We start from the raw sequence: 25,741 nt of genomic DNA, 5'->3' as shown, positions 1-25,741 counted from the left end.
TGCGACTTGTGTCCATACTTACCCGCTTATGCCGTTATCACCTTCACTCCCGCCTCGGTGAAGCGGGCGGCCTCCGCCTCGGGCAGCCGCTCGTCGGTGACGAGGGTGTCGATCTCCCCGATGGGGCAAATACGGGAAAATGCCCGCTTTCCCAGCTTCGAGGAGTCCGCCACGACCACGACGTGCGCGGCCCTGCCGATGAGCAGGTGGTTGACGTCGGCCTCCCCCTCGTGGTGCGCCGAGGCGCCCAGCTCCACGTCCAGCCCGTCCACGCCGAGGAAGGCGACGTCGAGCGTGACCCGCTCCAGCACGCCCGAGGCGAGCGGCCCGATCAGCTCGTACGACTGCGGCCTGGCCACCCCGCCGGTCACCACGATCTTCACGTGCTGCCGGACCACCAGCTCGGCGGCGATGTTGAGCGCGTTGGTGACGATCGTGAACCCCGACTCCAGCGTCGCCTGGGTGGCCAGCACGCGGGCCAGCTCGGAGGTGGTGGTGCCGCCGTTGAGCCCGACCACGGCGCCGGGCCGTACCAGCTCGGCGGCGGCGGCCGCGATGCGGTGCTTCTCGTCGGCGTGCCTGGCCGTCTTGTAGCGCAGCGGCAGGTCGTAGCTGACGCTCTGCGCGACCGCGCCGCCGCGGGTGCGCATGAGCATCTGCTGCTGGGCGAGCTGGTCGAAGTCGCGGCGGATGGTGGCGGTGGAGACGTCGAGCGCGCGGGCCGCGTCTTCGACGGAGAGCCGGCCTTCTCGCGCGAGCAGCTCGAGGATCGCGTTCCACCGGTCGTATCGGGACACGATCACCCTCCCTTCGGAGCTCCGTCAAGGGGGCAAGCGTGGCACACCCGCGCACCCGGAGCCACAGGTGCCCAAATTTGCGTATTCATGCTATAAAAAATGCAGAAACGAGCATTACGGAGGTAGCGGTGTCCACCCATACCGAAGCCGAGATCGCCTCCCAGCCCGAGTGCTGGCGCCGGGCCGTCGCGGACGTCCCCGCCCACGCGCTCCCCCGCCCCGGCGAGCGGGTCGCCGTCATCGGCTGCGGCACCTCATGGTTCGTCGCCATGGCGTACGCGACGCTCCGCGAGCGCGCCGGGCAGGGCGAGACCGACGCGTTCGCCGCCTCCGAAGCCCCCTCCGGGCGCCGCTACGACCGGGTGCTCGCGCTGACCCGTTCCGGCACCACCACCGAGGTGCTCGACCTGCTGTCCAGGTGGGACACCCCCTCCACGGCCATCACCGCCGACCCCGAGACGCCGATCATGCGCGCCGCCGACCAGGTGATCGTGCTCGACTACGCCGACGAGCGCTCGGTCGTGCAGACCCGGTTCGCCACCACGCAGCTGGCCATGCTCCGCGCCGGCCTCGGCGAGGACCTCGGGCCGGTCGTCGCCGACGCCGAGCGGGCCCTGGCCGAGCCGCTGCCGGACGAGCTGATCAGCGCCGAGCAGGTCACCTTCCTCGGCACCGGCTGGGCCGTCGGGCTGGCGCAGGAGGCCGCGCTGAAGATGCGCGAGGCGTCCCGGTCCTGGACCGAGGCCTACCCGGCGATGGAATACCGCCACGGCCCGATCAGCATCGCCGGCCCCGGCCGCGTCACCTGGATGCTCGGCGCCGCCCCCGAGGGCCTGCGGGCCCAGGTGGAGGCGACCGGCGGCACGTTCGTCGAGAGCGGCCTGGACCCGATGGCCGAGCTGGTCCGCGCCCAGCGGGTGGCGGTGGCCAGGGCGTTCGCCCGAGGACTGAACCCCGACGAGCCCCTCCACCTGACCCGATCTGTGATCCTTTCTCCATGAGCCTCACTCTCGCCGACGCCCGCATCGTGACCCCCGACGGAGTGCACGAGGGGTGGCTGACCATCGAAGACGGCCGCATCACCCACGTCGGTCACGGAGCCGCCCCCCGGCCCGGCCACAGCCTGGGCGGCCGGCACGTCGTGCCCGGCTTCGTCGACCTGCACAACCACGGCGGAGCGGGCGGCTCCTTCCCCAGCGGCGAGCAGGAGGGGGCACGCGACGCGGTGGCGCTGCACCAGCGCCACGGCACCACCACGATGATGGCCAGCCTGGTCACCGACACCCCCGAACGGCTGGCCAGGGCCGTCGCGTCACTGGCCGAGCTGTGCGACGACGGCCTGCTGGCCGGCATCCACCTCGAAGGCCCGTACCTGGCCAGGGCGCGCTGCGGCGCGCACGACCCCGAGCTGCTCCGCGAGCCGTCGCCCGCCGAGTTCGCCGGGCTGGTCGAGGCGGGGCGCGGGCACCTGCGGATGCTCACCATCGCGGCGGAGCTGCCGGGCGCGCTCGACGTGATCCGGGCCGCGGCCGCCGCGGGCGTGATCGCGGCGCTCGGCCACAGCGAGGCCGGCTACGAGCGGACGCTGGCCGGCATCGAGGCGGGCGCCACCGTCGCCACCCACCTCTACAACGCGATGCCGCAGCTCGGCCACCGCGCCCCCGGCCCGATCGCGGCGCTGCTGCAGGACGAGCGGGTGACGGTCGAGCTGATCAACGACGGCGTGCACGTGCACCCGGCCATGCTCCGGCTGGCCTGCGCGGTGGCCGGGGCCGGGCGGGTGGCGATGGTCACCGACTCGATCTCGGCGACCGGGCTGAGCGACGGCGAGTACCTCCTCGGGCCGATGCGGGTGCGGGTGCTGGACGGGGTGGCGCGGCTGGCCGAGGGCGGCTCCATCGCGGGCTCCACCCTCACCATGGACGTCGCCTTCCGCCGGGCCGTGCAGGAGCTGGGCCTGTCGCTGCCGGAGGCGTCCGCCACGACCTCGCTGACGCCCGCCCGCGCGCTCGGCCTGGCCGACCGCGTGGGCTCGATCGCCGTCGGCAAGCACGCCGACCTGGTGGTGCTCTCCGGCGACCTGGAGGTGGCGGGCGTGATGAGACGCGGCGACTGGGTCACGGAGCCCTGATGATCGTCACCGTGACGCTCAACACGGCGCTCGACGTCACCTACGAGACCCCGCCGGTCTCCTGGGACGGGGTCAACCGCGTCGCCGCCGTCCACCGGCGCGCGGGCGGCAAGGGCGTCAACGTGGCCCGGGTGCTGGCCGCGCTCGGCGAGGAGGTGCTGGTCACCGGCCTGGCCGGCGGCGCCACCGGCCGGGCCGTGGAGCAGGACCTGCGGGCCGCCGGCCTGACGCACGCGCTGGTGCCGGTCGCCGGCGAGTCCCGCACCACGCTGGTCGTCGCCGAGCCCGGCGGGCACACGCTCTTCAACGAGCCGGGGCCGCGGGTGGGCGCGGACGAGTTCGCCGACTTCCTGCGCACGTACGAGGCGCTGCTGCGCGAGGCGCGGGCCGTCGTGCTGTCCGGCAGCCTGCCGCAGGGGCTGCCCGCGACGACGTACGCCACCCTGGCCGCCTTCGCCCGCGAGCGGGGCGTGCCCGCGATCGTGGACGCCGACGGCGAGCCGCTCCGCCACGCGCCCGGCGGCCGCCCCGCCGTCGTCAAGCCCAACGCCGAGGAGCTGGCCAGGGCCGTCCGGCTGGATGAACCCGAGGAGGGCGCCGAGGCGCTGCGCGAGCAGGGCGCCGGAGCCGTGGTCGTGTCGCTGGGCGCGGCCGGGGTGCTGGCCGTCACGGGCGAGGGCACGTACCGCGCCCGCATGCCGTACGCCGTCGAGGGCAACCCCACCGGGGCCGGCGACGCGCTGGTGGCCGGGCTGGCGCTCGGCCTGGTGTCCCCCTGCGCCTGGCCCGAGCTGCTGCGGCGGGCGGCCGCGCTGGGCGCCGCCGCGGTGGCCGCGCCGGTCGCCGGCGCCTTCGACGCGGGCGTGTACGAGGCCGTCCACCCCCTGATCGAGATCGTCTGAAGGAGTCCCCCTCATGCCGCTCACCGCCATCGGCGACGTCATCCGCCAGTCCCCCGCCGGGGTGGGCGCGTTCAACGTGATCCAGCTGGAGCACGCCACCGCCATCGTGGCCGGGGCCGAGGCCGCGGGCGTGCCCGTGGTGCTGCAGATCAGCGAGAACTGCGTGCGCTACCACGGCGCGCTGGAACCGGTGGCGCTCGCCTCGCTGGCCGTCGCCCGCGCCGCCGCGGTGCCGGTCGCGGTGCACCTGGACCACGCCACCGACCGCGCGCTGGTCGAGGAGGCGGTGACGCTCGGGATCGGCTCGGTGATGTTCGACGCCTCCGCGCTGCCCGACGAGGCGAACGTGGCCGCCACCGCCGAGGTGACCGCCTGGTGCCACGCGCGCGGCGTCTGGGTGGAGGCCGAGCTGGGCGAGGTGGGCGGCAAGGACGGCGTACACGCCCCCGGCGCCCGCACCAAGCCGCACGAGGCGGCCGATTACGTGGCCGCGACGGGCGTGGACGCGCTGGCCGTCGCGGTGGGCACCTCGCACGCCATGACCACCAAGGAGGCGGTGCTCGACCTGGCGCTCATCGCCGAACTGCGGGCCGCGCTGCCGGTCCCGCTGGTCCTGCACGGCTCCTCGGGGGTGCCCGACGACACCCTGCGCGCGGCCGTACGGCACGGCATGAAGAAGATCAACATCGCCACCCACCTGAACCAGGCGTTCACCGGAGCCGTCCGCGACCACCTGGCCCGCGACGCCCGGGTGGTCGACCCCCGCAAGTACGTCAGGTCCGGCAGGGACGCCGTCGCCCGCGAGGTCGCCCACCTGCTCGGCGTGCTCAGCCTGGCCTGACCGTCAGGCGTACTCCGGCGCCATGGCCGCCGCCATCCGCAGGTGCGGGGCCGCCTCGTCGGCGTGGCCCTGGCGCTGGAGGGTGCGCCCGAGCAGGTGGCGCGCGTACGCGTCGTCCGGCGCCGCCGCGACCAGCCGCTCCAGCGTCTCGCGGGCCCGGCCGAGCTGGGCGGACAGGTAGTAGGCGCGCCCGGTGAGCAGGAGCACGTTGCGGTCGTCGCCGTGCTCGCCGAGCAGCGGCTTGAGCATCACCAGTGCGCCGAGCGGGTCGCGCTGGTCGAGCAGTGACTCCGCGTGCCGGTAGCGCTCCACCTCGGCGGGCAGCGGCCGCGCGGGCGTCGCCGCGAGCACGAACTCCCTGATCACCTCGGGCGGCTGGGCCCCGGCCAGCGCCTGCGATCCGGCGACGATGGTCGGCGACGTCGTCACGCCGATGGCCTTGCCCTTGAGCAGCAGCTCCCGTACGAGCTCGTCGCCCTCCCCGGCGTCGAGCAGCGCGCCCGCTGCGGCGAAGCCCGACTCGGCGGCGAGGCGGTGGAGGGTCGCGCGGTCGCTGATGTCGAGTTTGTCGAGGAAGTGGGCCTTCATCACCCGTTCGGCCACCGCGTCCTGGAGGGCGGGGCCGCCGTGCTCCAGGGCGAGGGCGATCAGGCGGTGGGCGTCGTGGCTGTCCGCCCGCCAGGCGGGGCCCCAGGTCCAGCCGAAGCCCTCCTCGGCGGCGACGAGTGACATCCGCACGCGGTTCTCGCCGGGGGTGAGACCGGGCGCGCACCGGCGCAGGGCGTCGTCGGCCATCGGGTCGGCCATCGCCTCCTCGTGGGGGACCGCCTGCGCGGGCGCCATCGGGTCGATCCGGAACGGCCGCCACACGACCTCGACGTCCAGCCCTTCGACGGCCTTCTCCACCCGCCGCTTGCCGATGTAGGCCCAGCCGCACACCACGTCGGCCCAGATCTCGATACGCATGCCGTCGAATGTATGCGACAACTGTTGATTAAGCAACAAATGTCGTATAGTTACGGCCGTGAACCCCGACGATCCGCGCGCCCAGCGCACCCGGGCGAGCCTGCGCGCCGCCGTCCTCGACCTGGCCGTCGAGCGCGACCTGAGCGCCCTCACCGTCTCCGCCGTCGCCGGCCGGGCCGGGGTCAACCGCGCCACGTTCTACCTGCACTATCCCGACGTCGACGCGCTGGCCGCCGACGCCATGGAGGAGGCGGTCGCCGAGGTGGCCGGGGCCGCCGCCCTCTGCCCGCTGGACGCGCCGCGCGACCACGCCCCCGAGCCGCTGACCACGCTCTTCGCGCACGTCTCCGAGAACGCCGAGCTGTACGCGTGCATGCTCGGCGGCCAGGGCAGCCCGCGCTTCTGCGCCCGGCTCAGGGAGCGCCTCACCGGCGAGCTGGAGGCCCGCTTCGCCGCCGGCTCACGGCCGGGCGGTCACACCGACGTGCCGCCCGGCGTGCACGCCGCCTATCTCGCCGGAGCCCTGACCGGCGTGATCGCCCACTGGGTGACCGGCCCGCGCGACACCCCTCCTGCTGAGGTCGCGCTGGCTTTCTGGCGGCTCTTCCGCATGCCCTGACAACCGTCTGACGTCAGGTCCGGGACCGGTGAGATGATCTACCGGTGCGTACTCGCCCGAGCCGCTGTTCCCCTGCATGACCGGGTGGGAGACGCCCGTCCTGCCGGCCTCACCCCGCAAGCCCCCAAGGAGCGCGACCATGCCCGCAGTCACCTCACCCGACGGCACCCTGATCAGCTACGAGCGCTCCGGCAGCGGCCCCGCGCTCGTCCTCGTCGACGGCGCCATGTGCTACCGCGCGGCGGGCCCGATGCGCCCGCTCGCCGCCCTGCTCGGCTCGTCGTTCACCGTCCACGCCTACGACCGGCGCGGGCGCGGGGAGAGCGGCGACACCCCGCCGTACGCGCCCGACCGCGAGGTCGAGGACCTCAAGGCGGTGATCGACGAGGCGGACGGCGAGGCGTACGTGTACGGCATCTCGTCCGGCGCCGCCCTCGCGATGAGGGCCGCGGCCACCGGCTCCGGCATCACCAGGCTCGCCCTGTACGAGCCGCCGTTCATCGAGGGCCCCGGCAACGCCGGGTACACGGCCGACCTGCGTGAGGCGCTCGCCGCCGGGCGCCGGGGCGACGCCGTGGCGCTGTTCATGGCCCATGTCGGCATGCCGCCCCAGGCCGTCGACGGCATGCGCGGCCAGCCCATGTGGCCGGCGCTGGAGGCCATCGCGCCGACGCTCGCGTACGACGACGAACTGCTCTGCGGCGGCCAGGTCCCGCGCGACCTGGCGTCGGCGATCACGGTCCCGGCCCTGGTGCTCTCCGGCGCGGCCAGCCCCGACGCGCTCCAGCGGGCTGCCAGGGACACGGCCGACGCCATCCCCACGGCGGAGCACCGGTCGCTGGACGGGCAGACCCACGACGTCCAGGCTGACGCGCTCGCCCCGGCGCTGACCGCCTTCTTCACCGGCTGACGACGGGCGCGCGGCGGCTATCGGGTCGGGGCGACCACGACCTCCACCCGCTGGAACTCCTTGATGTCGGAGTAGCCCGTGGAGGCCATCGTCCGCTTGAGCGCACCCATGAGGTTCATCGACCCGTCGGCCACGCTCGACGGGCCGTGCAGGATCTGCTCCAGCGTGCCGACCGAGCCGAACTCGACCCGCCGGCCGCGCGGCAGGTCGGGGTGGTGGGCCTCGGAGCCCCAGTGGAACCCGCGTCCCGGCGCCTCGACGGCCCTGGCCAGCGGCGAGCCGACCATGACCGCGTCGGCCCCGCAGGCGATGGCCTTGGCGATGTCGCCGGAGGTGCCCATGCCGCCGTCGGCGATGACGTGCACGTAGCGGCCGCCGGACTCGTCCATGTAGTCGCGGCGGGCCGCCGCCACGTCGGAGATCGCGGTCGCCATCGGCACCGCGACGCCCAGCACGTTGCGGGTGGTGTGGGAGGCGCCGCCGCCGAAGCCGACCAGCACGCCCGCGGCGCCGGTGCGCATCAGGTGGAGGGCCGCGGTGTGGGTGGCGCAGCCGCCGACGATGACCGGCACGTCGAGCTCGTAGATGAACTGCTTGAGGTTCAGCGGCTCGGCGCGGCCGGAGACGTGCTCGGCGGAGACCGTGGTGCCGCGGATGACGAAGATGTCGACGCCGGCGTCGATGACCGTCTTGTGGTACTGGACGGTCCGCTGCGGCGACAGCCGGACGGCGGTGGTCACGCCCGCGTCCCTGATCTCCTCGATGCGCCGCCCGATCAGCTCCTCCTTGATCGGGGCCGCGTAGATCTCCTGGAGCCGCCGGGTGGCCGCCTCCGCGCTGAGGGAGGCGCACTCCTCCAGCAGCGAGGTCGGGTCCTCGTAGCGGGTCCAGAGGCCTTCGAGATCGAGCGGGGCGAGACCGCCGAGCCGGCCGATCGCGATCGCGGTGGCGGGCGAGACGACACTGTCCATCGGGGCGACGACGACGGGCAGCTCGAACCGGTACGCGTCGATCTGCCAGGCGATCGAGACCTCTTCCGGATCGCGGGTGCGCCGCGAGGGCACGAGGCCGATCTCGTCGAGCGAGTACGCCCGGCGGCCCGACTTGCCCCGGCCGATCTCCACCTGCTGAGTCATTGATTACCTTCTGTGATAGTTAGGAGCTTCCACGGTCATCTGGATGTCGTGGGGATGGCTCTCCTTGAGACCGGCCGCGGTGATCGGCATCAGCTCGCAGCGGGTGTGCATCTGCTCGATGGTGCGGCAGCCCGCGTACCACATGCCCTGGCGCAGCCCGCCGACGAGCTGGTGGGCGACGGCGGCGACCGGCCCGCGGTAGGGCACCTGACCCTCGATGCCCTCGGGGATGTACTTGTCCTCGCCGCCGACCTCGGCCTGCGCGTAGCGGTCCTTGCTGAACGAGGTGCCGCCGCGCTCGCGGTTGCGCACCGCGCCCAGCGAGCCCATGCCGCGGTAGGACTTGAACTGCTTGCCGTTGATGAAGATCAGCTCGCCGGGCGACTCCTCGCAGCCGGCCAGCAGCGAGCCGAGCATGACCGAGTCGGCGCCGGCGGCGATGGCCTTGGCGATGTCGCCGGAGTATTGCAGCCCGCCGTCGCCGATGACCGGCACGCCCGCCGGGGCGCAGGCGAGCGACGCCTGGTGGATGGCGGTGATCTGGGGCGCGCCCACGCCGGCGACCACGCGGGTGGTGCAGATGGAGCCGGGGCCCACGCCCACCTTGACCGCGTCGGCGCCCGCGTCGACCAGCATCTGGGCGCCGGCCCTGGTCGCGATGTTGCCGCCGATCACGTCGACCTTGGCGTTGGCCTTGATCATGCCGATCATGTCGGCCAGGCCCTTGGAGTGACCGTGGGCCACGTCCACCACGACGACGTCGACCCCGGCCTCGATCAGCGCCCTGGCGCGGCTCTCGGCGTCGCCGCCGACGCCCACGGCGGCCCCGACGACGAGCCGGCCGTCGGCGTCCTTGGTGGCCAGGGGGTACTGCTCGCTCTTGGTGAAGTCCTTGACCGTGATGAGGCCGCGCAGCCTGCCGCCGGAGTCGACGAGGGGCAGCTTCTCGATCTTGTTACGGCGCAGGAGGGAGAACGCGTCGTCACGCGACACCCCGACCGGGGCGGTGACCAGCGGCATCTTCGTCATGACCTCGCGTACGGGACGCGTGTGGTCGGTCTCGAAGCGCATGTCGCGGTTGGTCACGATGCCGACGAGGATGCCCGACGCGTCGGTGACCGGCACGCCGGAGATGCGGTAGGTCGCGCACAGCCGCTCGACGTCGGCCAGCGTGTCGTCCGGGTTGCACGTCACCGGGTTGGTGACCATGCCGGCCTCGGACCGTTTGACCAGGTCGGCCTGCTGGGCCTGCTCCTCGATCGACAGGTTGCGGTGCAGGATGCCGATCCCGCCCTGGCGAGCCATGGCCACCGCCATGCGGGCCTCGGTCACGGTGTCCATGGCGGCGGAGACCAGCGGGATGTTGAGCGTGATGCGGCGCGACAGGCGGGTCCTGGTCTCGGCCTCGCCCGGCTGGAGATCGGAATATGCCGGCACCAGCAGCACGTCGTCGAATGTCAGACCCGTCTCCGTGAACTTGGACATGCCGCGGCCCCTCCCCTGCCTCGTCTGATGACGTCAAGTCTAGAGGGTGAACCCAAACCGCAAGGATGCCGGGAGTCGCCGGTCTCACACGGAGTGATGGCTCGGTCAATGACCGCCGAAGCCGCCGCCTCGGTCATATGGTGGGAAGGTGCCGGAAGACGTCCCCCGCGACCCGTTCGCGGATGACCCCGACGACCCGTCCTCCGCGATGGGCCGGCTCGACGACGCCGAGCCGCTGACCGCTGCCGAGCGCGACGAGGCGATCACCGACCTGGCCGACGTGGAGGTCTTCCGCTCCCTGCTGGAGCCGCAGGGGGTGCTGGGGCTCGTGCTCGACTGCCCGGAGTGCGGCGAGCAGCACTTCTTCGACTGGGATCTGCTGCGCGGCAACCTGCGCCAGATGATCGAGCAGGGCCGGCCGCAGGTGCACGAGCCCGCGTTCCATCCGGACCCGGCCGACTACGTCACCTGGGAGTACGCCAGAGGCTACGTCGACGGTGTCATCGACACCGAGGAGCGCCGCTGATCGAGGACCTCGCCGACCAGGACGGCGAGCACCCGGGCGGCCGGGTCGGCGCTGTCGGGCAGCTCTCCGGCGGCGAGCGCGTCGAGCAGCGCGTCGCTCTCTTCCTCTGGCGTCAAGCGGACTCCAGCTCGGCCATCTGCCTCAGCCTGGCGAGCGCCCGGTGCTGGGCGACGCGTACGGCGCCTGGTGACATGCCGAGTACATTACCCGTCTCCTCGGCCGACAGCCCCGACACCACCCGCAACAGCAGCAGCTCACGCTGGTTGCGCGGCAGCCGCGCGAGCAGGCGGCGGGCGTGCTCCACCTCGATGTAGCGGACGACGGTCTCCTCCGGCCCCGGCCCGTCGTCGGGGCCGTCGGGCAGGTCCTGTGTCGGCACGGCCGAGCGCACGGAGCTGCGCAGCGCGTCGGCCACCTTGTGCGAGGCGATCCCGAACACGAACGACGCGAACGGCCGTCCCATGTCGCGGTACCGCGGCAGCGCGGACAGGACCGCGATGCACACTTCCTGGGCCACGTCGTCGGCGATGTGATATTGCCCTGACACCCTGCCCAGCCTGGCGCGGCAATAGCGCACCACCATCGGACGCAACTCGCCGAGCAAGGATTCGATCGCGGTGCGATCGCCTTGCACGGCGAGGCTCGTCAGTTCCCTTAGGTCGGAGTCATCCGTCCGTGCCGGAAGTCTCGACGCGAGCCTTACCCCAATTTTGGCGTCGGCGACGCTTCCCTCGCTCACGATAGGCATGATGCCCGCGTTGATCCGGCCTGTCGTCATGACGAGAGGCTACGGATTGGTCACATTGACGCGACGATAACTACGCGTAATCGACGGACTACACTAAGGCTGTGATGGGGCCGGATATTTCAGCAAATAACCAGGTACGCATGACATTTGTCAGAGCGAGACGCTTGACTCCCACCGACGGTTTACCAATTAGTCCGACATTCTCCCTCAAGATTCGCCGCCCGCTACATGACATAGCACTAACCCGTTCGAAAGAATATCCGAAGAGAAAGCGTCGGAGCCGAGGCCCGAAAACGGCGACGGCCCGCACCGGAGCCGGTGCGGGCCGTGAGGAGCCTGAGGGTCAGTGGCCGTGGCCGTGACCGTGGCCCTGGCCGGCGGCCGGAGCCTCCTCCTCGGGCTTGTCGACGACCAGCGCCTCGGTCGTCAGCAGCATGCCCGCGATCGAGGCGGCGTTCTGCACCGCCGAACGGGTCACCTTGACCGGGTCGATGACGCCCTGGCCGATCAGGTCACCGTACTCGCCGGTGGCGGCGTTGAGGCCGTGACCGGCGGACAGCTCCGTCACCTTGTGCGTGACGACGTAGCCCTCCAGGCCGGCGTTCTCGGCGATCCAGCGGGTCGGCTCGACGAGGGCGCGGCGCACGATGTTCACGCCGGTCGCCTCGTCGCCCGACAGACCGAGGTCGTCGAGCTCCTTGGAGACGTGGATCAGCGCCGAGCCGCCGCCGGAGACGATGCCCTCCTCGATGGCGGCGCGGGTCGCGGAGATCGCGTCCTCCAGGCGGTGCTTCTTCTCCTTGAGCTCCACCTCGGTGGCCGCGCCGACGCGCAGCACGCACACACCGCCGGCCAGCTTGGCCAGGCGCTCCTGGAGCTTCTCGCGGTCCCAGTCGGAGTCCGACTGCTCGATGGCGAGCTTGATCTCCTTGACGCGGTCCTCGATGGCGGCGGGGTCGCCGGCGCCGTCGACGATCGTGGTGCTGTCCTTGTCGATCACCACGCGACGGGCGGTGCCGAGCACCTCCAGGCCGACGTTCTCCAGCTTGAGGCCGATCTCCTCGCTGACGACCTGGCCGCCGGTGAGGATGGCCATGTCCTGCAGCATCGCCTTGCGGCGGTCGCCGAAGCCCGGAGCCTTGACGGCGACGGAGGTGAAGGTGCCGCGGATCTTGTTGGTGACCAGGACGGCCAGGGCCTCGCCCTCGACGTCCTCGGCGACCACGAGCAGCGGCTTCTTGGTCTGGGCGATCTGCTCCAGCAGCGGCAGGAAGTCGGCGATGGAGGAGATCTTGCCCTGGGTGAGCAGGATGTAGGCGTCCTCCAGGACGGCCTCCATGCGCTCGGTGTCGGTGACCATGTAGGCCGACAGGTAGCCCTTGTCGAACTGGAGCCCCTCGGTGAACTCCAGGTCCATGCCCATGGCGTTGGACTCTTCGACGGTCAGCACGCCGTCCTTGCCGACCTTGTCGAACGCCTCGGCGATGAGCTCGCCGATCTTGGCGTCCTGGGCGGAGATCGTCGCGACGTTGGCGATCTCCTTCTTGTCCTCGACCTGACGGGCGGAGGCGAGCAGCTTGTCGCTGACCTCCTTGGCGGCCCGGTCGATGCCGCGCTTGAGCGACAGCGGCGAGGCGCCGGCCGCGACGTTGCGCAGGCCCTCGCGGACCATGGCCTGGGCCAGGACCGTCGCGGTGGTGGTGCCGTCACCCGCGATGTCGTTGGTCTTGGTGGCCACTTCCTTGGCGAGCTGGGCGCCGAGGTTCTCGTAGCGCTCCTCCAGCTCGATCTCCCGAGCGATGGTCACGCCGTCGTTCGTGATCGTCGGTGCACCGAACTTCTTGTCGATGACGACGTTGCGGCCACGGGGGCCGAGCGTTACCTTCACGGCGTCCGCGAGGGCGTTGACGCCGCGCTCGAGCGCGCGACGGGCATCCTCGTCGAATTCCAGGATCTTCGCCATTTTGCTGAAAGTCCTCTCCTGGCGTCGAAGGCCCCGGGTGCCTCAAGAGCGCCCGGGGCCCGACACATCCGGCTTACTTCTCGATGATCGCGAGAACGTCGCGGGCGGAGAGCACGAGGTACTCCTCACCGCCGTACTTGACCTCGGTGCCGCCGTACTTGCTGTAGAGGACGATGTCGCCCTCGCTCACGTCGAGCGGAATCCGCTTCTCGCCGTCCTCGTCCCAGTTGCCCGGGCCCACCGCGAGGACCTTGCCCTCCTGCGGCTTCTCCTTGGCGGTGTCGGGAATGACCAGGCCGGAAGCGGTCGTCTGCTCTGCCTCAAGCGGCTGCACCACGATGCGGTCGCCGAGCGGCTTAACGGGAACCTTGGTGGCGGTCGTCACGATCGGACCTCCCCTTCAGATGTGACTGATTAGAAGAGGCGACCAGCGGGGCCTGCCGTCGCGGGTGCCAGACCTGCCTCGTCGCACGTTGGCACTCTCAAGGGGAGAGTGCCAACAGGAAACATATGCAAGAGGGGCTTGACAGTCAACACGAACGCGTCTGCTGAGAGCGATCGCGGCCAGACCTTTGACGTGGGCCGCCCAAGATCCGGGGCGGCCGGAGTCCCAGCTTACGGCCGCCCGGCCCCCGGCGGGCCGGCGGGCGGTACGGTCGTGTGCCGTGGATCTCGACGCCTTCACCGCCCTGCTCACCCCGCGTGGCCGCGCGGCGCTCGCCGAGGCGGAGGAGCTGTCCGGCGCCGACCCCGTCGCCGCCGCCACGCGGCTGCGCAGGAGCCACGACGCCGCCCTCACCTCGGCCGCGCTCACCCAGGCCCGGCTGCGCGAGCGGGCCGTGGCCAAGTTCGGCGCCGACGCCGCCCGGATGTTCTTCACCCCCCACGGCCTGGAGCAGGCGACCAGGGCCGAGGTCGCCGCCCACCGGGCGCGCCGGCTGGGCGCGGCCCCCGGGCTGCGCGTGGCCGACGCCTGCTGCGGCATCGGAGGCGACCTGCTCGCCCTGGCCAGGGCCGGGTGCGTGGTGGACGCGGTGGACACCGACCCGCTGTCCGTCGCCGTGGCCGGCGCCAACGCCGAGGTTCTCGGGGTGTCCGACCGGGTGAGCGTACGGGTGGGCGACGCGGCCGAGGTGCGACCGGAGGCGTACGACGTGCTGTTCGCCGACCCCGCCCGGCGCACCTCCCGGGGCCGCACGTTCGACCCGATGGCCTACTCGCCGCCCTGGCCGGTGGTGCTCGACCTGCTGGGGCGGGCGCCGGTGGGCTGTGTGAAGGTCGCGCCCGGCATCCCGTACGAGTTCATCCCCGAGGGCGCGGAGGCCGAGTGGGTCTCGTACAAGGGCGAGGTGAAGGAGGCGACGCTGTGGACCGGCCGCGCGCCGGAGGCGGCGCGGCGCGCCACGCTGCTGCCGGGAGGGCACACGCTCACCGCCACCGGCGTGCGGGCCGCCACCGGGCCGGTCGGGCGGTACGTCTACGAGCCGGACGGGGCGGCCGTCAGGGCGCACCTGGTCGGCGAGGTGGCCGAGATGGTGCGCGGGTGGCTGCCCGACCCGATGATCGCCTACATCTCGGGCGACGAGCCGGTCGACACCCCGTGGGCCGCCCGCTACGAGGTGCGGCAGGTGATGCCGTTCTCGCTGAAACGGCTCAGGGCCGCGCTGAGGGAACGCGGCGTGGGCAACGCGGTCATCAAGAAACGCGGCTCCGCGGTGGACATAGAACGCCTGCGGGGAGACCTGAGATTGTCCGGCGACAGGACCGCCGTGGTCATTCTGACGCGGGTATCCGATAAGCCCACCGTCCTGATCTGCGACCCCGGCTCACCTGCGTGAATGACAAATCAGGGCGATTCACCGGCAAGCGCGATGTTTTTCCTCGCCCCTGACGGACCTTGATCCAGAGGCTAAGGTGAACGGACGGGAGTTCTCCCCCTATTGCGGTGAGCCGCGTTCTCCTTCTTATCTGCAAATCGGACCATCCCACCGCTACGCGGCAGACCGTCGACAGCGAAGGAGCCTTTCGGTGGACCATTCCAACCACACCACCCTGCTGCAGCCGGGTGGCCAGACGGCCATCTCGGAGCGGATGCGGGAGCTGCTGGCGCGGGCCGCGCAGGATCACGTGTACGAGCAGCGCACGCAGGGGGCCGTGCTCGACGAGATCCGTCAGCGGCTGGAGGGCATGGAATGGCTCCTGCGCGAGGTGCGCGAGCGCGAGCTGGGCGGGCTGAGCGGCACCCTGGCGACCGTCAGCGGCCGGCTGGACGACATCGCCGCCAAGCCGCCCATGTGGGCCGAAGGGCTGGCTCAGCACGTCGAGGCGGTGCGCGACCACGTCGACGCGGTGGGCGAGCAGGTCGGCGAGGTCGACTCCGCGGTGGAGTCGGTCGGCAAGCGCGTCCACCCGGTGATGGAGCTGCCGAAGCTGCGCGCCGACGTGACCGCCGTGTGCGAGGGGATGGAGGAGACGCTGGGCCGGCTGCAGACGGTCCTCGACTTCACCGGCGACCTGGCCGGGCGGATGGGCGACGTCACGGCCAAGCTGGCGCAGGTGAGCACGAGCATGGAGGCTGCGGCCGGCCGGTTCACCCGGCTCGACAAGTCGCTGGCCGAGCTCAACGCGCGCACCGACCGCGTCGAGGGCGTGGTGCTCGACCTGTCCGCCACCTTCGACGAGCGGATCGCGAACGCCACCCAGGAGGTGGGGGCCCGCGTCGAGGAGCTCGGCCAGAGCATGTCCGGGCGCTTCGACGGCGTCGACGGCCGGGTCGACCGGGTGGAGAGCCGGCTCATGGCCCTCGACGCCCGGTTCGAGACGGCCGAGGAGAGCCTGGCCGACGTCGACGCCCGCCTGCGCGGCATGGACGGCCGGGTGACCACCCACACCAACCGCCTCGACGCGCTCCACAAACACCTGACCGCCCACACCGGCCGGTTCGACACCATCGACGCCCGTCTGGCCGCCCACGCGGGCCGCTTCGACGTGCTGGACGAAGAGCTGACCGCCCACACGGGCTGGTTCGACGCGATCGACACACGCCTCACCGGACGGTTCGACGCGGTGGACGAGCGCCTGACCGCCCACGGCGGCCGGTTCGACACCATCGACGCCCGCCTGGCCGCCCACGCGGGCCGCTTCGACGCGGTCGACGAGCGCCTGACCGCGCAGGACCAGCGGCTGGAGGCGGCCGAGGGCCGCCAGGAGGAGCGCTTCACCGGCCTCGACGGGCGGCTGGGCCAGGCCGAGGAGCGCCTGACCCACCGGGTCGACGGTCTCGACGCCCACCTGACGGGCCTCAACACCCGAGCCGAGCAGGCCGGCGAGGCGCTGGAGGCGGTCGGCCGGCGCATCGACGGCCTGCCCGCGGCCCTGGGCATCGGCAAGCTGCTCGACACCCACGGCGAACGGCTGACCGAGGCGGCGGCCTCGCTCGCCGAGACCGTCCGCTCCCGCCCCGACCGCGACACGCTCGCCGAGACCGTCTCCGACATCGTCGAGCCCGCCACCACCGACCTCACCAAACGCCTCGGCGCCCTGGAAGAGACCATGCTGGCGCTGGCCGAGGCGCTGCTGCGGCCCAGCCGGAGCAAGGACTGACGCCGGCTCCCGCCCCTACTTCGCGCTCACCGGGCGGCGCCGTCAGACGTGCACGGTCGTGATGGGCAGCGACGAGTCGGCCGGGATGTCCAGCGCCGAGGGCGCGACCCCGGCCGCCACCAGGTCCGAGCCCAGCGCCGCCACCATCGCGCCGTTGTCGGTGCACAGCCCCGGCCGGGGCACCCGCAGCCGCACGCCGGCCGCGTCACACCGCTCCTGCGCCAGCGCGCGCAGCCGCGAGTTGGCCGCCACCCCGCCGCCGATGAGCAGGTCGTGCACGTCGTACTGGCGGCACGCCTGCAGCGCCTTGCGGGTCAGCACGTCGACCACCGCCTCCTGGAACGAGGCCGCCACGTCGGGCACGTGGATGCGCTCGCCGCCGGCCTCCCGCGCCTCCACCCACCGGGCCACGGCGGTCTTGAGGCCGGAGAAGGAGAAGTCGAGAGTGCCGTCGTCGATCTTGCCGCGCGGGAAGGCGACCGCCGTGCCGGAGCCGTCGCGGGCCGCCTTGTCGATGTACGGGCCGCCGGGGAACGGCAGCCCGAGCACCCGCGCCACCTTGTCGAACGCCTCCCCCGCCGCGTCGTCGACGGTCGACCCGAGCGAGATCACGTCCTCGGCCACGTCGGGCACCAGCAGCAGCGAGGAGTGTCCGCCGGACACCAGCAGGGCGATGCAGGGCTTGGGCAGCGGCCCGTGTTCGAGCTGGTCGACGGCGACGTGCGCGGCCAGGTGGTTGACGCCGTAGAGAGGCACGCCCAGGCCGAGCGCGTAGGACTTGGCGGCGGCCACGCCGACCAGCAGCGCCCCGGCCAGCCCCGGACCGGCGGTGACGGCCACCGCGTCGACGTCGGACAGCTTCACCCCGGCGGCGGCCAGCGCCGCGTCCACCGTGGGCGTCATGGCCTCCAGATGGGCGCGCGAGGCGACCTCCGGCACCACCCCGCCGAAACGGGCGTGCTCGTCCATGCTGGAGGCGATGGTATTGGCCAGCAGCGTGTGGCCCCTGACCAGGCCGATCCCTGTCTCGTCACAGGACGTCTCGATGCCCAGGACCAGCGGTGCGTCAGCCATCCAGCTTCCTCCTCATCGTGATCGCGTCGGTGCCGTCGTCGTAGTAGCGACGGCGGACGCCGATGCGCTCGAACCCGAACCGCTCGTACAGGCGGCGCGCCACGGGATTGTCCTCCCGCACCTCCAGGAAGATCTCCCGGGCTCCGCGCCGGCGCGCCTCGGCCAGCAGCTCGTCGAGCATCGCGGCGCCGACGCCCGCGGCGCGGTGGGCCTCCAGCACCGCGATCGTCTGCACGTCGGCCTGGTCGGAGGCGACCGCGACCCCGGCGTAGCCGACGATCACGTCGTCGGCCACGGCCACCACGTAGTGCCGGGTGCGCGGCTGGTCGGCCAGCTCGCCGCGCATCATGCCCTCGCTCCACGCGTCGAGCGGGAACGTGGCCCGCTCGATCGCCATGACCTCCGGCAGGTCGCCCTCGGTCATCCGGCGCAGTCTCACGCCGTCACCTTCTTGGGCGCGCCCGGCACGACCGCGTCGGGGCGGCGCAGGTAGATCGGGCGGGCCTCGTCGAGCGGCGTTCCCGCCGCGATGCGCTCGGCCGCCAGGGCGGCCAGGAACCCGGCGTACGGGTAGGCCGGGTCGGCGGCGGCGCCCAGGGCGTCGGGGTAGAGGCCCGCCCCGGCGCCGACCACCGGCAGGCCCTCGACGGGCACGTCTGCGGGCCTGTCGACGGACGGGCCGTCGAGGCGGGTGCGCAGGTCGGCGTAGCGGGCCCAGAACACCTCCTTGCGCCGCGCGTCGGTCGCCACCAGGAACGGCTCGTCGAGGCCGCTGCCGTACGCGAGGACGTCGAGCGTGCAGATGCCGTGGGCGGGCACGCCGAGCGTGGCCGCCAGCGCCTGCGCGGTCATCAGACCGACGCGCAGGCCGGTGTAGGGGCCGGGGCCGCGGCCGGCCACGACCGCGGTCACGTCGCGCAGCCGCACGCCCGCCTCGGACAGGACGCGCTCGACGGTCGGCGCGAGCAGCTCGCCGTGACGGCGGGCGTCGATCGTCGTGGATTCGGCGAGCACCCGTTCGCCGTCGTGGAGAGCGGCGGTGACGGCGGGCGTCGCGGTGTCAAAGGCCAGGACCAGCACGACTGTTTAGCCTACCCGCGGCCCGCCCCCGCCCGCGCCCGTACCGAACGCACCGGTCCGGGCACGATCCGCGCCACCGCCCGCCATCCCCGACCTGTACGCGACCCGTGGCCTGTACGCGACCCCTGGCCTGTACGTGGTCACGGGCCGGGTCGTGGGCCTGTTCAGGCCCAGCCGGTGCGATGCCGGAGCCACTCCAGGGCCACGACGCCCTGCGCGTGCTGGAACCCGCGCACGGTCGGCAGCCCCGGCGGGCTCGGCTGACGGCTCTGCCGCACGAAGTAGCCGGCCAGCCCGGCCAGGACCGCGGTGACCGCCGGGTCCGGGTCGGGCAGCAGTTCGTGCGGCGGCGGCCCGCCCTGCATCGCCACCGACGGCAGCATCGCCATCAGGTCGAACCAGGAGACGCCCCGGCACGCCCACGGCCAGTCCACGACGTACACCCGCTCACCGGACACCAGCAGGTTGTCGGCCCGCAGGTCCGAATGGAGCAACGTGTCACCGGCGGCGGCCTCGCCCCAGCCGGACTCCAGCGCGGCCAGCGCGTCGAGATGGCGCAGCGCCCACGGGTCGAGCCCGGTGGTGTCCTCGCCCAGCAGCTTGCGCCAGCCACTGAACGAGTCGCCGAGCCGTTCCTGGATCGCCGGCACGTCGATCGGCGCGGGCGTCAACTCGGCGCTCATCCGCCGGACGGCCGCCAGCACCAGGTCGAGCTCGTCACGGCGCCACGGGATCTCCGGGTGGCGGCCCTCGACCTCCTCGAACACGAGCGCCACCCAGCCGTCGACCTCGAACGTCGTGAGCAGCCGTGGCGCGGGCACGGAGGCGGGCAGCGCGGCGGCGATCGCGGCCTCGGTCCGGTAGATGCCGGGAGAGTCCGGGTTCGGCCCCGGGCCCACGGCCTTGACGAAGGCCCGCCGGCCGCCGTCGGCGCGCACCCGCACGGCCGCGCCCGGGGAGAAACCGCCGTCCTGGGTGACCGCGTCGACCACACGGCCGCCCAGGAAGTCCCCGACCGCGGCGCGCACGCGCGGATGCACGTCCAGCCAGGGCACGCGCGTGCCGGTCGCGGGCGGGTTCGTCGGTACGCTCATGCCTCCATGGTCGCGTGACGGGCAACCGCTTTTCAGGCAGGCGAGGCGTACACGATGACGTTGTCGAGATACTCGCCCTTGGCCCGGTCGAACCTGCCGCCGCAGGTCACGAGCTTGAGCCCGTCCTCGACGTACACCTTGCGGAACGGGAACCGGTCCTTGTGGACCTGCTCGACGCCGTCGACCTTGTACGTGACGACCTTGCCGTCGCTCCGCTCGACCCGCACCGTCGAGCCCTTGCGCACGTGACGGAGCTTGTAGAACACGGCCGGCTCGGTCTTGGTGTCGACGTGGCCGATGATCACCGAGGCGCCCTTCTCGCCCGGCACCACGCTGCCGGTGTACCAGCCCGCCATCCCGGGCTTCTCGTAAGGCGGCAGCTCGACCTCGCCGTCCTTGACCCCGAGCTTCATCAGCGGCGCCTCGACGTCGATCGACGGGATGCCGATCTTCTCGGGGACCACGGCGGCCGCCGCCTGCTCGGGCTGCCCCAGACCTTGACCGAAGGCGACCAGCACCAGGCCCGTCACGGCGCCCGCGAGCACCACCCGTCCCGAACCCGCCATGGCTAGGACCGGCGGCGCTTGACCGCCACGCCGACGCCGACGACCAGCGCGAGCCCGAGGGCCGCGCCCACGCCGCCCAGCGGGATCGACGTGCCCTCGTCGGCCTCCTGGCCGAACGTGCCGCCGCCGCCCGCCCTGGGCGCCCTGGTGGGCACGTCGCTGGGCAGCGGTTCGGGCCGCGCCACGCGCAGGGTCGCGCGACCGGCGTGGTTGGTGCCGTCACACTTGACGTCCACGCGGTACGAGCCGCGCCGGACGGTGCCGGAGACCTGGGCCTGGCCGCGCACCCAGTCGCCCCCGGCGCTGCCGGTCGGGCTCGGCGTGCCGCCGGCAGGGGCCGGGTTGAGCGTGACGCCGCTGACGAACGCCCGGGAGGTGGCGGTGCCGGTGTGGGCGGGCCCGCCCTGCGGCGCCGGGCAGTTGGCCAGGATCCACACGGTGGAACTCTCGCCCGCGGTGACGCGGTCGGGGTTGAGCTGGACCGAGATGGAGGAGACCGTGGGCGTGGCCGTCGCCGTGGTCGTCGCGGTCGTGGTGGCGGTGGTCGTGGCGGTCGCGGTGGGCGCGACCGAGCCTGCCGGACTGCCGGTGTCGGCGGGTGTCGGGCTGCCCGTGGGCGTCTGCGCCTCGGCGGCGCAGCCCATGACACCGATCATGAGGATGGCCCCCGCGTACGCGACTCGCTTGACCCTGAGCACCGCCGCACCCCACTCCGCCGCTCTTGACGAGTATCCACCGGTTTCGTGGACACCGCATTCCTGAATACCCAGATTTTCGGGACCAACCCTTACCAATGATCATGTTTTCCGTCATGGCGAAGGTACGTCAAGGGTGACAGGATGACCGGCCGTCGGCGCGCCCTTTACTCTCCTGCGGCGTCAGACGGCGTGTCGGCCCAGCGCGGGCCCACCCCCCGCAGCGTGACGACGCGGGCGTCGTCGCCCGCCTCGCGGTCGATGTGGATCTCCAGGCGTTCGTTCGACAGCCCCTCGACCAGGCCCTCGCCCCACTCGACGACGGTCACCGACTCCTCCAGCGAGGCGTCCAGGTCGAGGTCGTCGACCTCCAGGTCACCGCCGAGTCGGTAGGCGTCGGCGTGGACCAGCGCCGGGCCGCCGCACAGCGACGGGTGCACGCGGGCGATGACGAACGTGGGCGAGGTGATCGGCCCGCGCACCTTGAGCCCCTCGGCGATGCCCTGCACGAGCGTGGTCTTGCCGGCGCCGAGCGGGCCCGACAGGACCAGCAGGTCGCCGGGCCGCAGCAGGTCGGCCAGGCGCGAGCCGTACGCCCGGGTCTCTTCGGCGGTGCTCAGCCTCACGGGACCACCCTCTTGATCAGGTCGCGCAGCGCGTCGGTGACCGCGCCGGGGCGTTCGAGCTGGAGCAGGTGAGAGGTGTCGGGCACCTCGGTCAACTGGGCCTTGGGCAGGGCCTCGGCCATGGCGCGGCTGTGGTCGGGCGGCGTCAGCCAGTCCTTGTCGCCGACCATGATGGCGGTGGGAACCGGGTCGAGGACGTGCAGCGCGGACAGCTTGTCGTGGTTCATCAGCGCGGGATAGAAGTCGGCGACCACCTCGGTCGGAGTCGCCCTGATCATGGTCTCGGCGAAGTCGACGAGGGTCGGGCTGATGTTCCTGGAGTCACCGAAGGCCATGTAACGGGTCAGCAGGAAGGCGATGTCGCTGCCCGCGTGGCGGGTGCGGTCGACGAGCGAGCCCTTGCGGCCGAGCATCGACACCGTGCCCGGGGCGACCTTGTGCACGGCCTTGGACACCAAGGCGGGCAGTCCGAGCGTGACCTCGGCCAGCTTGCCCGCCGAGGTGGCGATGAGGGCCACGCCGCGGACCTTGTCGCCGAACAGCTCGGGGTGGCGGTCGGCGAGCGCCATGATCGTCATGCCGCCCATGGAGTGGCCGACGAGGACGCACGGCCCCGGCACGAACGTCGCCAGCACCTCGGCCAGGTCGTCGCCGAGCCGGTCGATCGAGGTGTCGCCGGAGACGGCGCGCTGCGAGCGGCCGTGGGAGCGCTGGTCCCACAGCACGAGGCGGTGGTTCTCGCGCAGGTCCCTGCGCTGGTAGTGCCACGATTCGAGGCTGAGGCAGTAGCCATGGCACAGCACGATGGTGAGCGGCGCGCCGCCGTCGGCCGCGTGCCGCTCCTGGGGCCGCTCCTGGGGCTCGTCGACCTCGACGTGCAGCGCCACGCCGTCGGACGTGATGAGGGTGTGGTCGGTGCCGCGCAGCTCGCCGAAGGGCTCCCCGGCCTCCAGGTCGGGGCGCAGACGGATGCGGCCGACCGCGTAGCGCTTGGCCATCGCGGCCGCCGCGATGCCCGCCGACGCGGCGCCGACGAGCGCGCCCGCGATCCCGACCCTGCGGCGTGTGGTCGTCGTCATGTCACCTGTCCTTCGTACACTCTCGGTACGCGTGACCCGATCCTCGTCACGATCTCATGTGTGATCGTGCCGAGCGTATCCGCCCATTCCTGAGCGGTCGGCTCCCCCTGTCCGCCCGGCCCGAACAGGATCACCTCGTCACCTGCCCGCAAAGGGTCGTCCCCCACGTCGATCATGAATTGATCCATGCAGACGCGGCCGGTCACCCGGCGGCGACGGCCGCCGGCCAGCACCTCGGCGCGGTCGGTCGCGTGACGCAGGACGCCGTCGGCGTAGCCGAGCGGGACCAGCGCGAGCGTGGTCTCCCGGCCGGTCACGTAGAGGTGACCGTAGGACACCCCCGACCCTTCAGGCACCCGCTTGACCATGGCAAGGCGAGCCACGAGCGTCATGGCGGGACGCAGCCCGAAGTCGCCCAGCTCGGGGACAGGGCTCAGCCCGTAGACGGCGATGCCGGCGCGCACCATGTCGAAGTGGGCCCTGGGCAGCGTCATCACGGCGGCCGAGTTGGCCAGGTGCCTGATCACGTGGGAGCCGGCCACCCCGGTCTGCTCGGCCACCTTGAGCGCGGCCTCGAAGGCGTCGAGCTGGGCCTCGACGGACGGATGGCCGGGCATGTCGGAGCAGGCGAAGTGCGACCACAGGCCGACGACCTCGACGACGCCCTCCGCGCGCAGCTCCAGCGCCTTGCGCAGCAGGCCGGGCCAGGCGGCGGGCGGCGAGCCGCCCCTGCTCATGCCGGTGTCGGCCTCCAGGTGGACGCGGGCGGTGACCCCGGTGGCCCGGGCGGCCTCGGCGATCTCGCCGAGCAGCCGCTCGTCGGACGCCGACACCTCGACGCCGGCCCGCAGCGCCTCGCCGACGGGCTCGCCGGGCGTGATGAGCCAGGCCAGGATCGGCGCGGTGACACCCGCGGCCCGCAGGTCGAGCGCCTCCTGGATGAACGCGGTGCCGAGCCGGCCGGCGCCCGCCTCCAGCATGGCCAGGGACGCGGGCACCAGCCCGTGCCCGTAGGCGTCGGCCTTGACGGCGGCCATCAGCTCGGCGCCGCCGGCGCGTTCGCGCAGCAGCGCCACGTTGTGCCTGATCGCGGCCAGGTCGACCCGCGCCTCGGCGGGCGTCGCCATCGGGGAGCTCATCCTTCTAGTTTGGCAGCTCCCGGGCGTGGTCGAGCGCGAATTTCCCCCGCTCAGCACCCCTGACGACGCCCCGCACCCGCCCCCTTCCGCGCCGGCTCCGCGACGCGGCCGGATCCTCGTTCAACACCACGCGCCGTCAGCGCCGGGATACGGCCGGGTCCTCGTCCAGCACCCCTCGCCGTCAGCGCTGGGACGCGGCCGGAATCTCGTTCAGCTCCCTGATGGCGGCGGGGAGCGCCTCGGCCACGCCCGCGGCCGTGAGGGGCGCACCGGCGGCGGCGATCCGTCCGGCGAGCCCGTGCAGGTACGCGCCGCACGCGCCCGCCTCGCGCGCGCCGAGCCCCTGGGCGAGCAGCGACCCGGCGACGCCGGACAGGACGTCGCCGGTGCCGCCGGTGGCCAGCCACGGGGTTCCCGTGCCGTTCACCCATGTCGGCGTCCCCTCCTCCGCGACGACCGTGGTGGACCCCTTGAGCAGCACGGTCACGCCCAGCTCGGCCGCCGCCGCGCGCGCGTGCGCGAGCGGCGCGGCCTCGATGGCCCCGCGCGCGGTCCCCGTCAGCCGCGCCAGCTCCCCCGCGTGCGGGGTGATCAGGACGGGCGCGGTACGGCGCAGCAGGGAGACGTCCCGGGCCACGAGGTTCAGCCCGTCGGCGTCGACCAGCACCGGCACGTCGGTGGCGAGCACCCGGCGGAGCAGCTCGCGGGCCCACTCCCCGGTGCCGAGTCCGGGGCCGACGACCCAGGCCTGCACCCGGCCGACGGCGTCCACGTCCGGCGCGTCCAGCTCGGTGACGACGGCCTCGGGCCAGCGGGCCCGCACCTGTCCGGCGGGCCTGGCGGGACCGGCGTAGCGGACCATGCCCGCGCCCGCGTTGAGCGCGCCGCCGACGGCGAGCACGGCGGCGCCGGTGTAGTGGTCGCTGCCGGCGGCGACGCCGACCACGCCCCTGCGGTACTTGTCGGACTCGGCGGCCGGGCGCGGCAGCAGGCCGCGCGCCGACGCGCGGGTGAGCGCCGTGACGTCCGGGTCGGGCAGGTACGGGCCGAGCCCGATGTCGACCAGCTCGATCCGGCCCGCGAGGGTGGCCCCGGGGTCGACGAGCAGGCCGGTCTTGCGCGCCCCCATCGTCACGGTCACCGCGGCCCGGATCGCGGCTCCCTCGACCCGGCCGGTGGAGGAGTCGACCCCGCTGGGCACGTCCACGGCGACGACCGGGGCTGCGGCGCGGCCGGCGGCCTCGGCCAGCCCGGCGTACGGCTCGCGGAGCGCCCCCGACGCGCCGATCCCGACCAGGCCGTCCACGATCAGGTCGGCGCGCTCGACGGCCCGGCGCGCCTCGTCCGCGTCCCCGCCGCCCCCCCACACCGCCGTCTCGTGCGTGACGAGCGCGTCCCCGTGCCTGGGCGCGGCGGCCCCGCCCGGGCTGAAGGCGGCCGCGGAGTGGCCGGTGGCGCGTCCGCCGGCGGCCAGCAGGGCCGCCAGCCCCGCCTCATGGGCGCGGGAACCGGCCAGGACGGCCGTCACCGCGGCGCCGCGGCCGGTGAGCGTGGCGCCGGCGTAGAGGGCGTCGCCGCCGTTGTCGCCGCTGCCCACCAGGAGGACGACGCGGCTCCCGTACACCCGGGGCAGCAGGGCGGCGCAGACGGCGGCCAGCCCGGTCGCGGCGCGGCGCATGAGCGTGCCCTCCGGCAGCGTGGCCATCAGCGCGCGCTCGGCGGTCCTGATCTGGTCGGCGGTGTAGGCGGTGAACACCCTGA

General features: G+C 73.1%; 27 protein-coding genes. 9 read left to right on the top strand and 18 right to left on the bottom strand.

Features of this window, described 5'->3' with window-relative positions; translation table 11 throughout:
- Window positions 1-26: 26 nt before the first annotated feature.
- Window positions 27-797, bottom strand: coding sequence for a DeoR/GlpR family DNA-binding transcription regulator (locus OUY22_RS03720; RefSeq protein ID WP_270153282.1), 771 nt, complete (start codon window positions 795-797; stop codon window positions 27-29).
- 128 nt (window positions 798-925) lie between these two features.
- Between OUY22_RS03720 and OUY22_RS03715 the strand changes: the two genes are divergently transcribed.
- The 4 genes from OUY22_RS03715 to OUY22_RS03700 are packed head-to-tail and all read left to right on the top strand — an operon-like array spanning window position 926 to window position 4,671.
- A complete protein-coding gene (locus tag OUY22_RS03715) occupies window positions 926-1,798 on the top strand; it encodes an SIS domain-containing protein (RefSeq protein ID WP_270153281.1) in 873 nt (290 codons plus the stop codon).
- Window positions 1,795-2,928: an N-acetylglucosamine-6-phosphate deacetylase gene (gene nagA, locus OUY22_RS03710; protein WP_270153280.1), complete on the top strand. Its 1,134-nt coding sequence runs from the start codon at window positions 1,795-1,797 to the stop codon at window positions 2,926-2,928. Before OUY22_RS03715 ends, nagA begins: the two co-directional genes overlap by 4 nt.
- Window positions 2,928-3,830 carry a 1-phosphofructokinase family hexose kinase gene (locus OUY22_RS03705; RefSeq protein ID WP_270153279.1) on the top strand — a complete coding sequence of 301 codons (903 nt, stop codon included), beginning with the start codon at window positions 2,928-2,930 and terminating at the stop codon, window positions 3,828-3,830. The genes nagA and OUY22_RS03705 overlap by 1 nt, the downstream gene beginning before the upstream one ends.
- Before the next feature lie 13 nt (window positions 3,831-3,843).
- Window positions 3,844-4,671, top strand: a complete 828-nt coding sequence (locus tag OUY22_RS03700) for a class II fructose-bisphosphate aldolase (RefSeq protein ID WP_270153278.1) — start codon at window positions 3,844-3,846, stop codon at window positions 4,669-4,671.
- A gap of 3 nt (window positions 4,672-4,674) precedes the next feature.
- On the opposite strand, the gene OUY22_RS03695 is transcribed toward OUY22_RS03700, so the two are convergent.
- The gene (locus OUY22_RS03695) at window positions 4,675-5,637 is read right to left on the bottom strand and encodes a DsbA family protein (protein WP_270153277.1); all 963 of its coding nucleotides are present in this window, start codon (window positions 5,635-5,637) and stop codon (window positions 4,675-4,677) included.
- Between the two features lie 58 nt (window positions 5,638-5,695).
- Here OUY22_RS03695 and OUY22_RS03690 point away from each other — a divergent pair, with 58 nt between their 5' ends.
- Both OUY22_RS03690 and OUY22_RS03685 read left to right on the top strand, forming a co-directional pair.
- Window positions 5,696-6,256 carry a TetR/AcrR family transcriptional regulator gene (locus tag OUY22_RS03690; RefSeq protein WP_270153276.1) on the top strand — a complete coding sequence of 187 codons (561 nt, stop codon included), beginning with the start codon at window positions 5,696-5,698 and terminating at the stop codon, window positions 6,254-6,256.
- A gap of 139 nt (window positions 6,257-6,395) precedes the next feature.
- Window positions 6,396-7,166 (top strand): alpha/beta fold hydrolase, encoded by a 771-nt coding sequence (locus OUY22_RS03685; protein ID WP_270153275.1) that lies wholly within the window; start codon window positions 6,396-6,398, stop codon window positions 7,164-7,166.
- 17 nt (window positions 7,167-7,183) lie between these two features.
- On the opposite strand, the gene OUY22_RS03680 is transcribed toward OUY22_RS03685, so the two are convergent.
- Together OUY22_RS03680 and guaB are read right to left on the bottom strand one after the other, a co-directional pair.
- Window positions 7,184-8,302, bottom strand: a complete 1,119-nt coding sequence (locus OUY22_RS03680; protein WP_270153274.1) for a GuaB3 family IMP dehydrogenase-related protein — start codon at window positions 8,300-8,302, stop codon at window positions 7,184-7,186.
- Between the two features lie 3 nt (window positions 8,303-8,305).
- Window positions 8,306-9,787, bottom strand: coding sequence for an IMP dehydrogenase (gene guaB / locus OUY22_RS03675; protein ID WP_270153273.1), 1,482 nt, complete (start codon window positions 9,785-9,787; stop codon window positions 8,306-8,308).
- A 148-nt stretch (window positions 9,788-9,935) separates the two neighbouring features.
- On the opposite strand from guaB, the gene OUY22_RS03670 reads away from it, so the two are divergent.
- Window positions 9,936-10,313, top strand: coding sequence for a DUF5319 family protein (locus OUY22_RS03670; RefSeq protein WP_270153272.1), 378 nt, complete (start codon window positions 9,936-9,938; stop codon window positions 10,311-10,313).
- On the opposite strand, the gene OUY22_RS03665 is transcribed toward OUY22_RS03670, so the two are convergent.
- From OUY22_RS03665 to groES, 4 genes are all read right to left on the bottom strand, one after another.
- Window positions 10,274-10,429 carry a hypothetical protein gene (locus OUY22_RS03665; protein ID WP_270153271.1) on the bottom strand — a complete coding sequence of 52 codons (156 nt, stop codon included), beginning with the start codon at window positions 10,427-10,429 and terminating at the stop codon, window positions 10,274-10,276. The genes OUY22_RS03670 and OUY22_RS03665 overlap by 40 nt on opposite strands.
- Window positions 10,426-11,061, bottom strand: a complete 636-nt coding sequence (locus OUY22_RS03660) for a sigma-70 family RNA polymerase sigma factor (RefSeq protein ID WP_270153320.1) — start codon at window positions 11,059-11,061, stop codon at window positions 10,426-10,428. Before OUY22_RS03660 ends, OUY22_RS03665 begins: the two co-directional genes overlap by 4 nt.
- Before the next feature lie 343 nt (window positions 11,062-11,404).
- Window positions 11,405-13,024, bottom strand: a complete 1,620-nt coding sequence (groL, locus tag OUY22_RS03655; RefSeq protein ID WP_270153270.1) for a chaperonin GroEL — start codon at window positions 13,022-13,024, stop codon at window positions 11,405-11,407.
- Between the two features lie 73 nt (window positions 13,025-13,097).
- A complete protein-coding gene (groES, locus tag OUY22_RS03650) occupies window positions 13,098-13,409 on the bottom strand; it encodes a co-chaperone GroES (RefSeq protein WP_148036826.1) in 312 nt (103 codons plus the stop codon).
- Between the two features lie 280 nt (window positions 13,410-13,689).
- On the opposite strand from groES, the gene OUY22_RS03645 reads away from it, so the two are divergent.
- Window positions 13,690-14,862 carry a class I SAM-dependent methyltransferase gene (locus tag OUY22_RS03645; RefSeq protein ID WP_270153269.1) on the top strand — a complete coding sequence of 391 codons (1,173 nt, stop codon included), beginning with the start codon at window positions 13,690-13,692 and terminating at the stop codon, window positions 14,860-14,862.
- Between the two features lie 190 nt (window positions 14,863-15,052).
- Window positions 15,053-16,627 (top strand): coiled-coil domain-containing protein, encoded by a 1,575-nt coding sequence (locus tag OUY22_RS03640; protein ID WP_270153268.1) that lies wholly within the window; start codon window positions 15,053-15,055, stop codon window positions 16,625-16,627.
- Window positions 16,628-16,669: 42 nt separating this feature from the next.
- On the opposite strand, the gene tsaD is transcribed toward OUY22_RS03640, so the two are convergent.
- The 10 genes from tsaD to OUY22_RS03590 all read right to left on the bottom strand — a co-directional run bounded on the left by tsaD (window position 16,670) and on the right by OUY22_RS03590 (window position 25,736).
- Window positions 16,670-17,701 (bottom strand): tRNA (adenosine(37)-N6)-threonylcarbamoyltransferase complex transferase subunit TsaD, encoded by a 1,032-nt coding sequence (gene tsaD / locus OUY22_RS03635; RefSeq protein WP_270153267.1) that lies wholly within the window; start codon window positions 17,699-17,701, stop codon window positions 16,670-16,672.
- Window positions 17,694-18,125, bottom strand: a complete 432-nt coding sequence (gene rimI / locus OUY22_RS03630; protein WP_270153319.1) for a ribosomal protein S18-alanine N-acetyltransferase — start codon at window positions 18,123-18,125, stop codon at window positions 17,694-17,696. Before rimI ends, tsaD begins: the two co-directional genes overlap by 8 nt.
- A gap of 11 nt (window positions 18,126-18,136) precedes the next feature.
- On the bottom strand, window positions 18,137-18,781 hold the full coding sequence (gene tsaB / locus OUY22_RS03625) for a tRNA (adenosine(37)-N6)-threonylcarbamoyltransferase complex dimerization subunit type 1 TsaB (protein WP_270153266.1): 645 nt from the start codon (window positions 18,779-18,781) through the stop codon (window positions 18,137-18,139).
- 164 nt (window positions 18,782-18,945) lie between these two features.
- Window positions 18,946-19,875, bottom strand: a complete 930-nt coding sequence (locus tag OUY22_RS03620; protein ID WP_270153265.1) for a phosphotransferase family protein — start codon at window positions 19,873-19,875, stop codon at window positions 18,946-18,948.
- Window positions 19,876-19,907: 32 nt separating this feature from the next.
- Window positions 19,908-20,441 (bottom strand): class F sortase, encoded by a 534-nt coding sequence (locus OUY22_RS03615; protein WP_270153264.1) that lies wholly within the window; start codon window positions 20,439-20,441, stop codon window positions 19,908-19,910.
- A 2-nt stretch (window positions 20,442-20,443) separates the two neighbouring features.
- Window positions 20,444-21,139 carry a hypothetical protein gene (locus OUY22_RS03610; RefSeq protein ID WP_270153263.1) on the bottom strand — a complete coding sequence of 232 codons (696 nt, stop codon included), beginning with the start codon at window positions 21,137-21,139 and terminating at the stop codon, window positions 20,444-20,446.
- Window positions 21,140-21,303: 164 nt separating this feature from the next.
- Window positions 21,304-21,762 carry a tRNA (adenosine(37)-N6)-threonylcarbamoyltransferase complex ATPase subunit type 1 TsaE gene (gene tsaE / locus OUY22_RS03605; protein WP_270153262.1) on the bottom strand — a complete coding sequence of 153 codons (459 nt, stop codon included), beginning with the start codon at window positions 21,760-21,762 and terminating at the stop codon, window positions 21,304-21,306.
- Window positions 21,759-22,841, bottom strand: a complete 1,083-nt coding sequence (locus OUY22_RS03600; RefSeq protein WP_270153261.1) for an alpha/beta fold hydrolase — start codon at window positions 22,839-22,841, stop codon at window positions 21,759-21,761. Before OUY22_RS03600 ends, tsaE begins: the two co-directional genes overlap by 4 nt.
- On the bottom strand, window positions 22,838-23,968 hold the full coding sequence (gene alr / locus OUY22_RS03595) for an alanine racemase (protein ID WP_270153318.1): 1,131 nt from the start codon (window positions 23,966-23,968) through the stop codon (window positions 22,838-22,840). The genes OUY22_RS03600 and alr overlap by 4 nt, the downstream gene beginning before the upstream one ends.
- Before the next feature lie 193 nt (window positions 23,969-24,161).
- Entirely contained in the window at window positions 24,162-25,736 is a 1,575-nt protein-coding gene (locus OUY22_RS03590; RefSeq protein ID WP_270153260.1) for an NAD(P)H-hydrate dehydratase, read from the bottom strand.
- Window positions 25,737-25,741: the final 5 nt, after the last annotated feature.

Origin of the sequence: Nonomuraea corallina (assembly GCF_027620315.1) — a bacterium.
GTDB classification, from domain to species: Bacteria; Actinomycetota; Actinomycetes; order Streptosporangiales; family Streptosporangiaceae; genus Nonomuraea; species Nonomuraea corallina.
Note: the sequence above shows the minus strand (reverse complement) of the source record. Positions and strands in the feature narration are given on the sequence as shown.

Coding starts and splice junctions, on each gene's coding strand:
- nagA (WP_270153280.1), top strand. CDS start 1,795: ATGAGCCTCACTCTCGCCGACGCCCGCATCGTGACCCCCGACGGAGTG.
- OUY22_RS03705 (WP_270153279.1), top strand. CDS start 2,928: ATGATCGTCACCGTGACGCTCAACACGGCGCTCGACGTCACCTACGAG.
- OUY22_RS03700 (WP_270153278.1), top strand. CDS start 3,844: ATGCCGCTCACCGCCATCGGCGACGTCATCCGCCAGTCCCCCGCCGGG.
- OUY22_RS03695 (WP_270153277.1), bottom strand. CDS start 5,637: ATGCGTATCGAGATCTGGGCCGACGTGGTGTGCGGCTGGGCCTACATC.
- OUY22_RS03685 (WP_270153275.1), top strand. CDS start 6,396: ATGCCCGCAGTCACCTCACCCGACGGCACCCTGATCAGCTACGAGCGC.
- OUY22_RS03680 (WP_270153274.1), bottom strand. CDS start 8,302: ATGACTCAGCAGGTGGAGATCGGCCGGGGCAAGTCGGGCCGCCGGGCG.
- guaB (WP_270153273.1), bottom strand. CDS start 9,787: ATGTCCAAGTTCACGGAGACGGGTCTGACATTCGACGACGTGCTGCTG.
- OUY22_RS03660 (WP_270153320.1), bottom strand. CDS start 11,061: ATGCCTATCGTGAGCGAGGGAAGCGTCGCCGACGCCAAAATTGGGGTA.
- groL (WP_270153270.1), bottom strand. CDS start 13,024: ATGGCGAAGATCCTGGAATTCGACGAGGATGCCCGTCGCGCGCTCGAG.
- tsaD (WP_270153267.1), bottom strand. CDS start 17,701: ATGGCTGACGCACCGCTGGTCCTGGGCATCGAGACGTCCTGTGACGAG.
- rimI (WP_270153319.1), bottom strand. CDS start 18,125: ATGACCGAGGGCGACCTGCCGGAGGTCATGGCGATCGAGCGGGCCACG.
- OUY22_RS03620 (WP_270153265.1), bottom strand. CDS start 19,875: ATGAGCGTACCGACGAACCCGCCCGCGACCGGCACGCGCGTGCCCTGG.
- OUY22_RS03615 (WP_270153264.1), bottom strand. CDS start 20,441: ATGGCGGGTTCGGGACGGGTGGTGCTCGCGGGCGCCGTGACGGGCCTG.
- OUY22_RS03600 (WP_270153261.1), bottom strand. CDS start 22,841: ATGACGACGACCACACGCCGCAGGGTCGGGATCGCGGGCGCGCTCGTC.
- alr (WP_270153318.1), bottom strand. CDS start 23,968: ATGGCGACGCCCGCCGAGGCGCGGGTCGACCTGGCCGCGATCAGGCAC.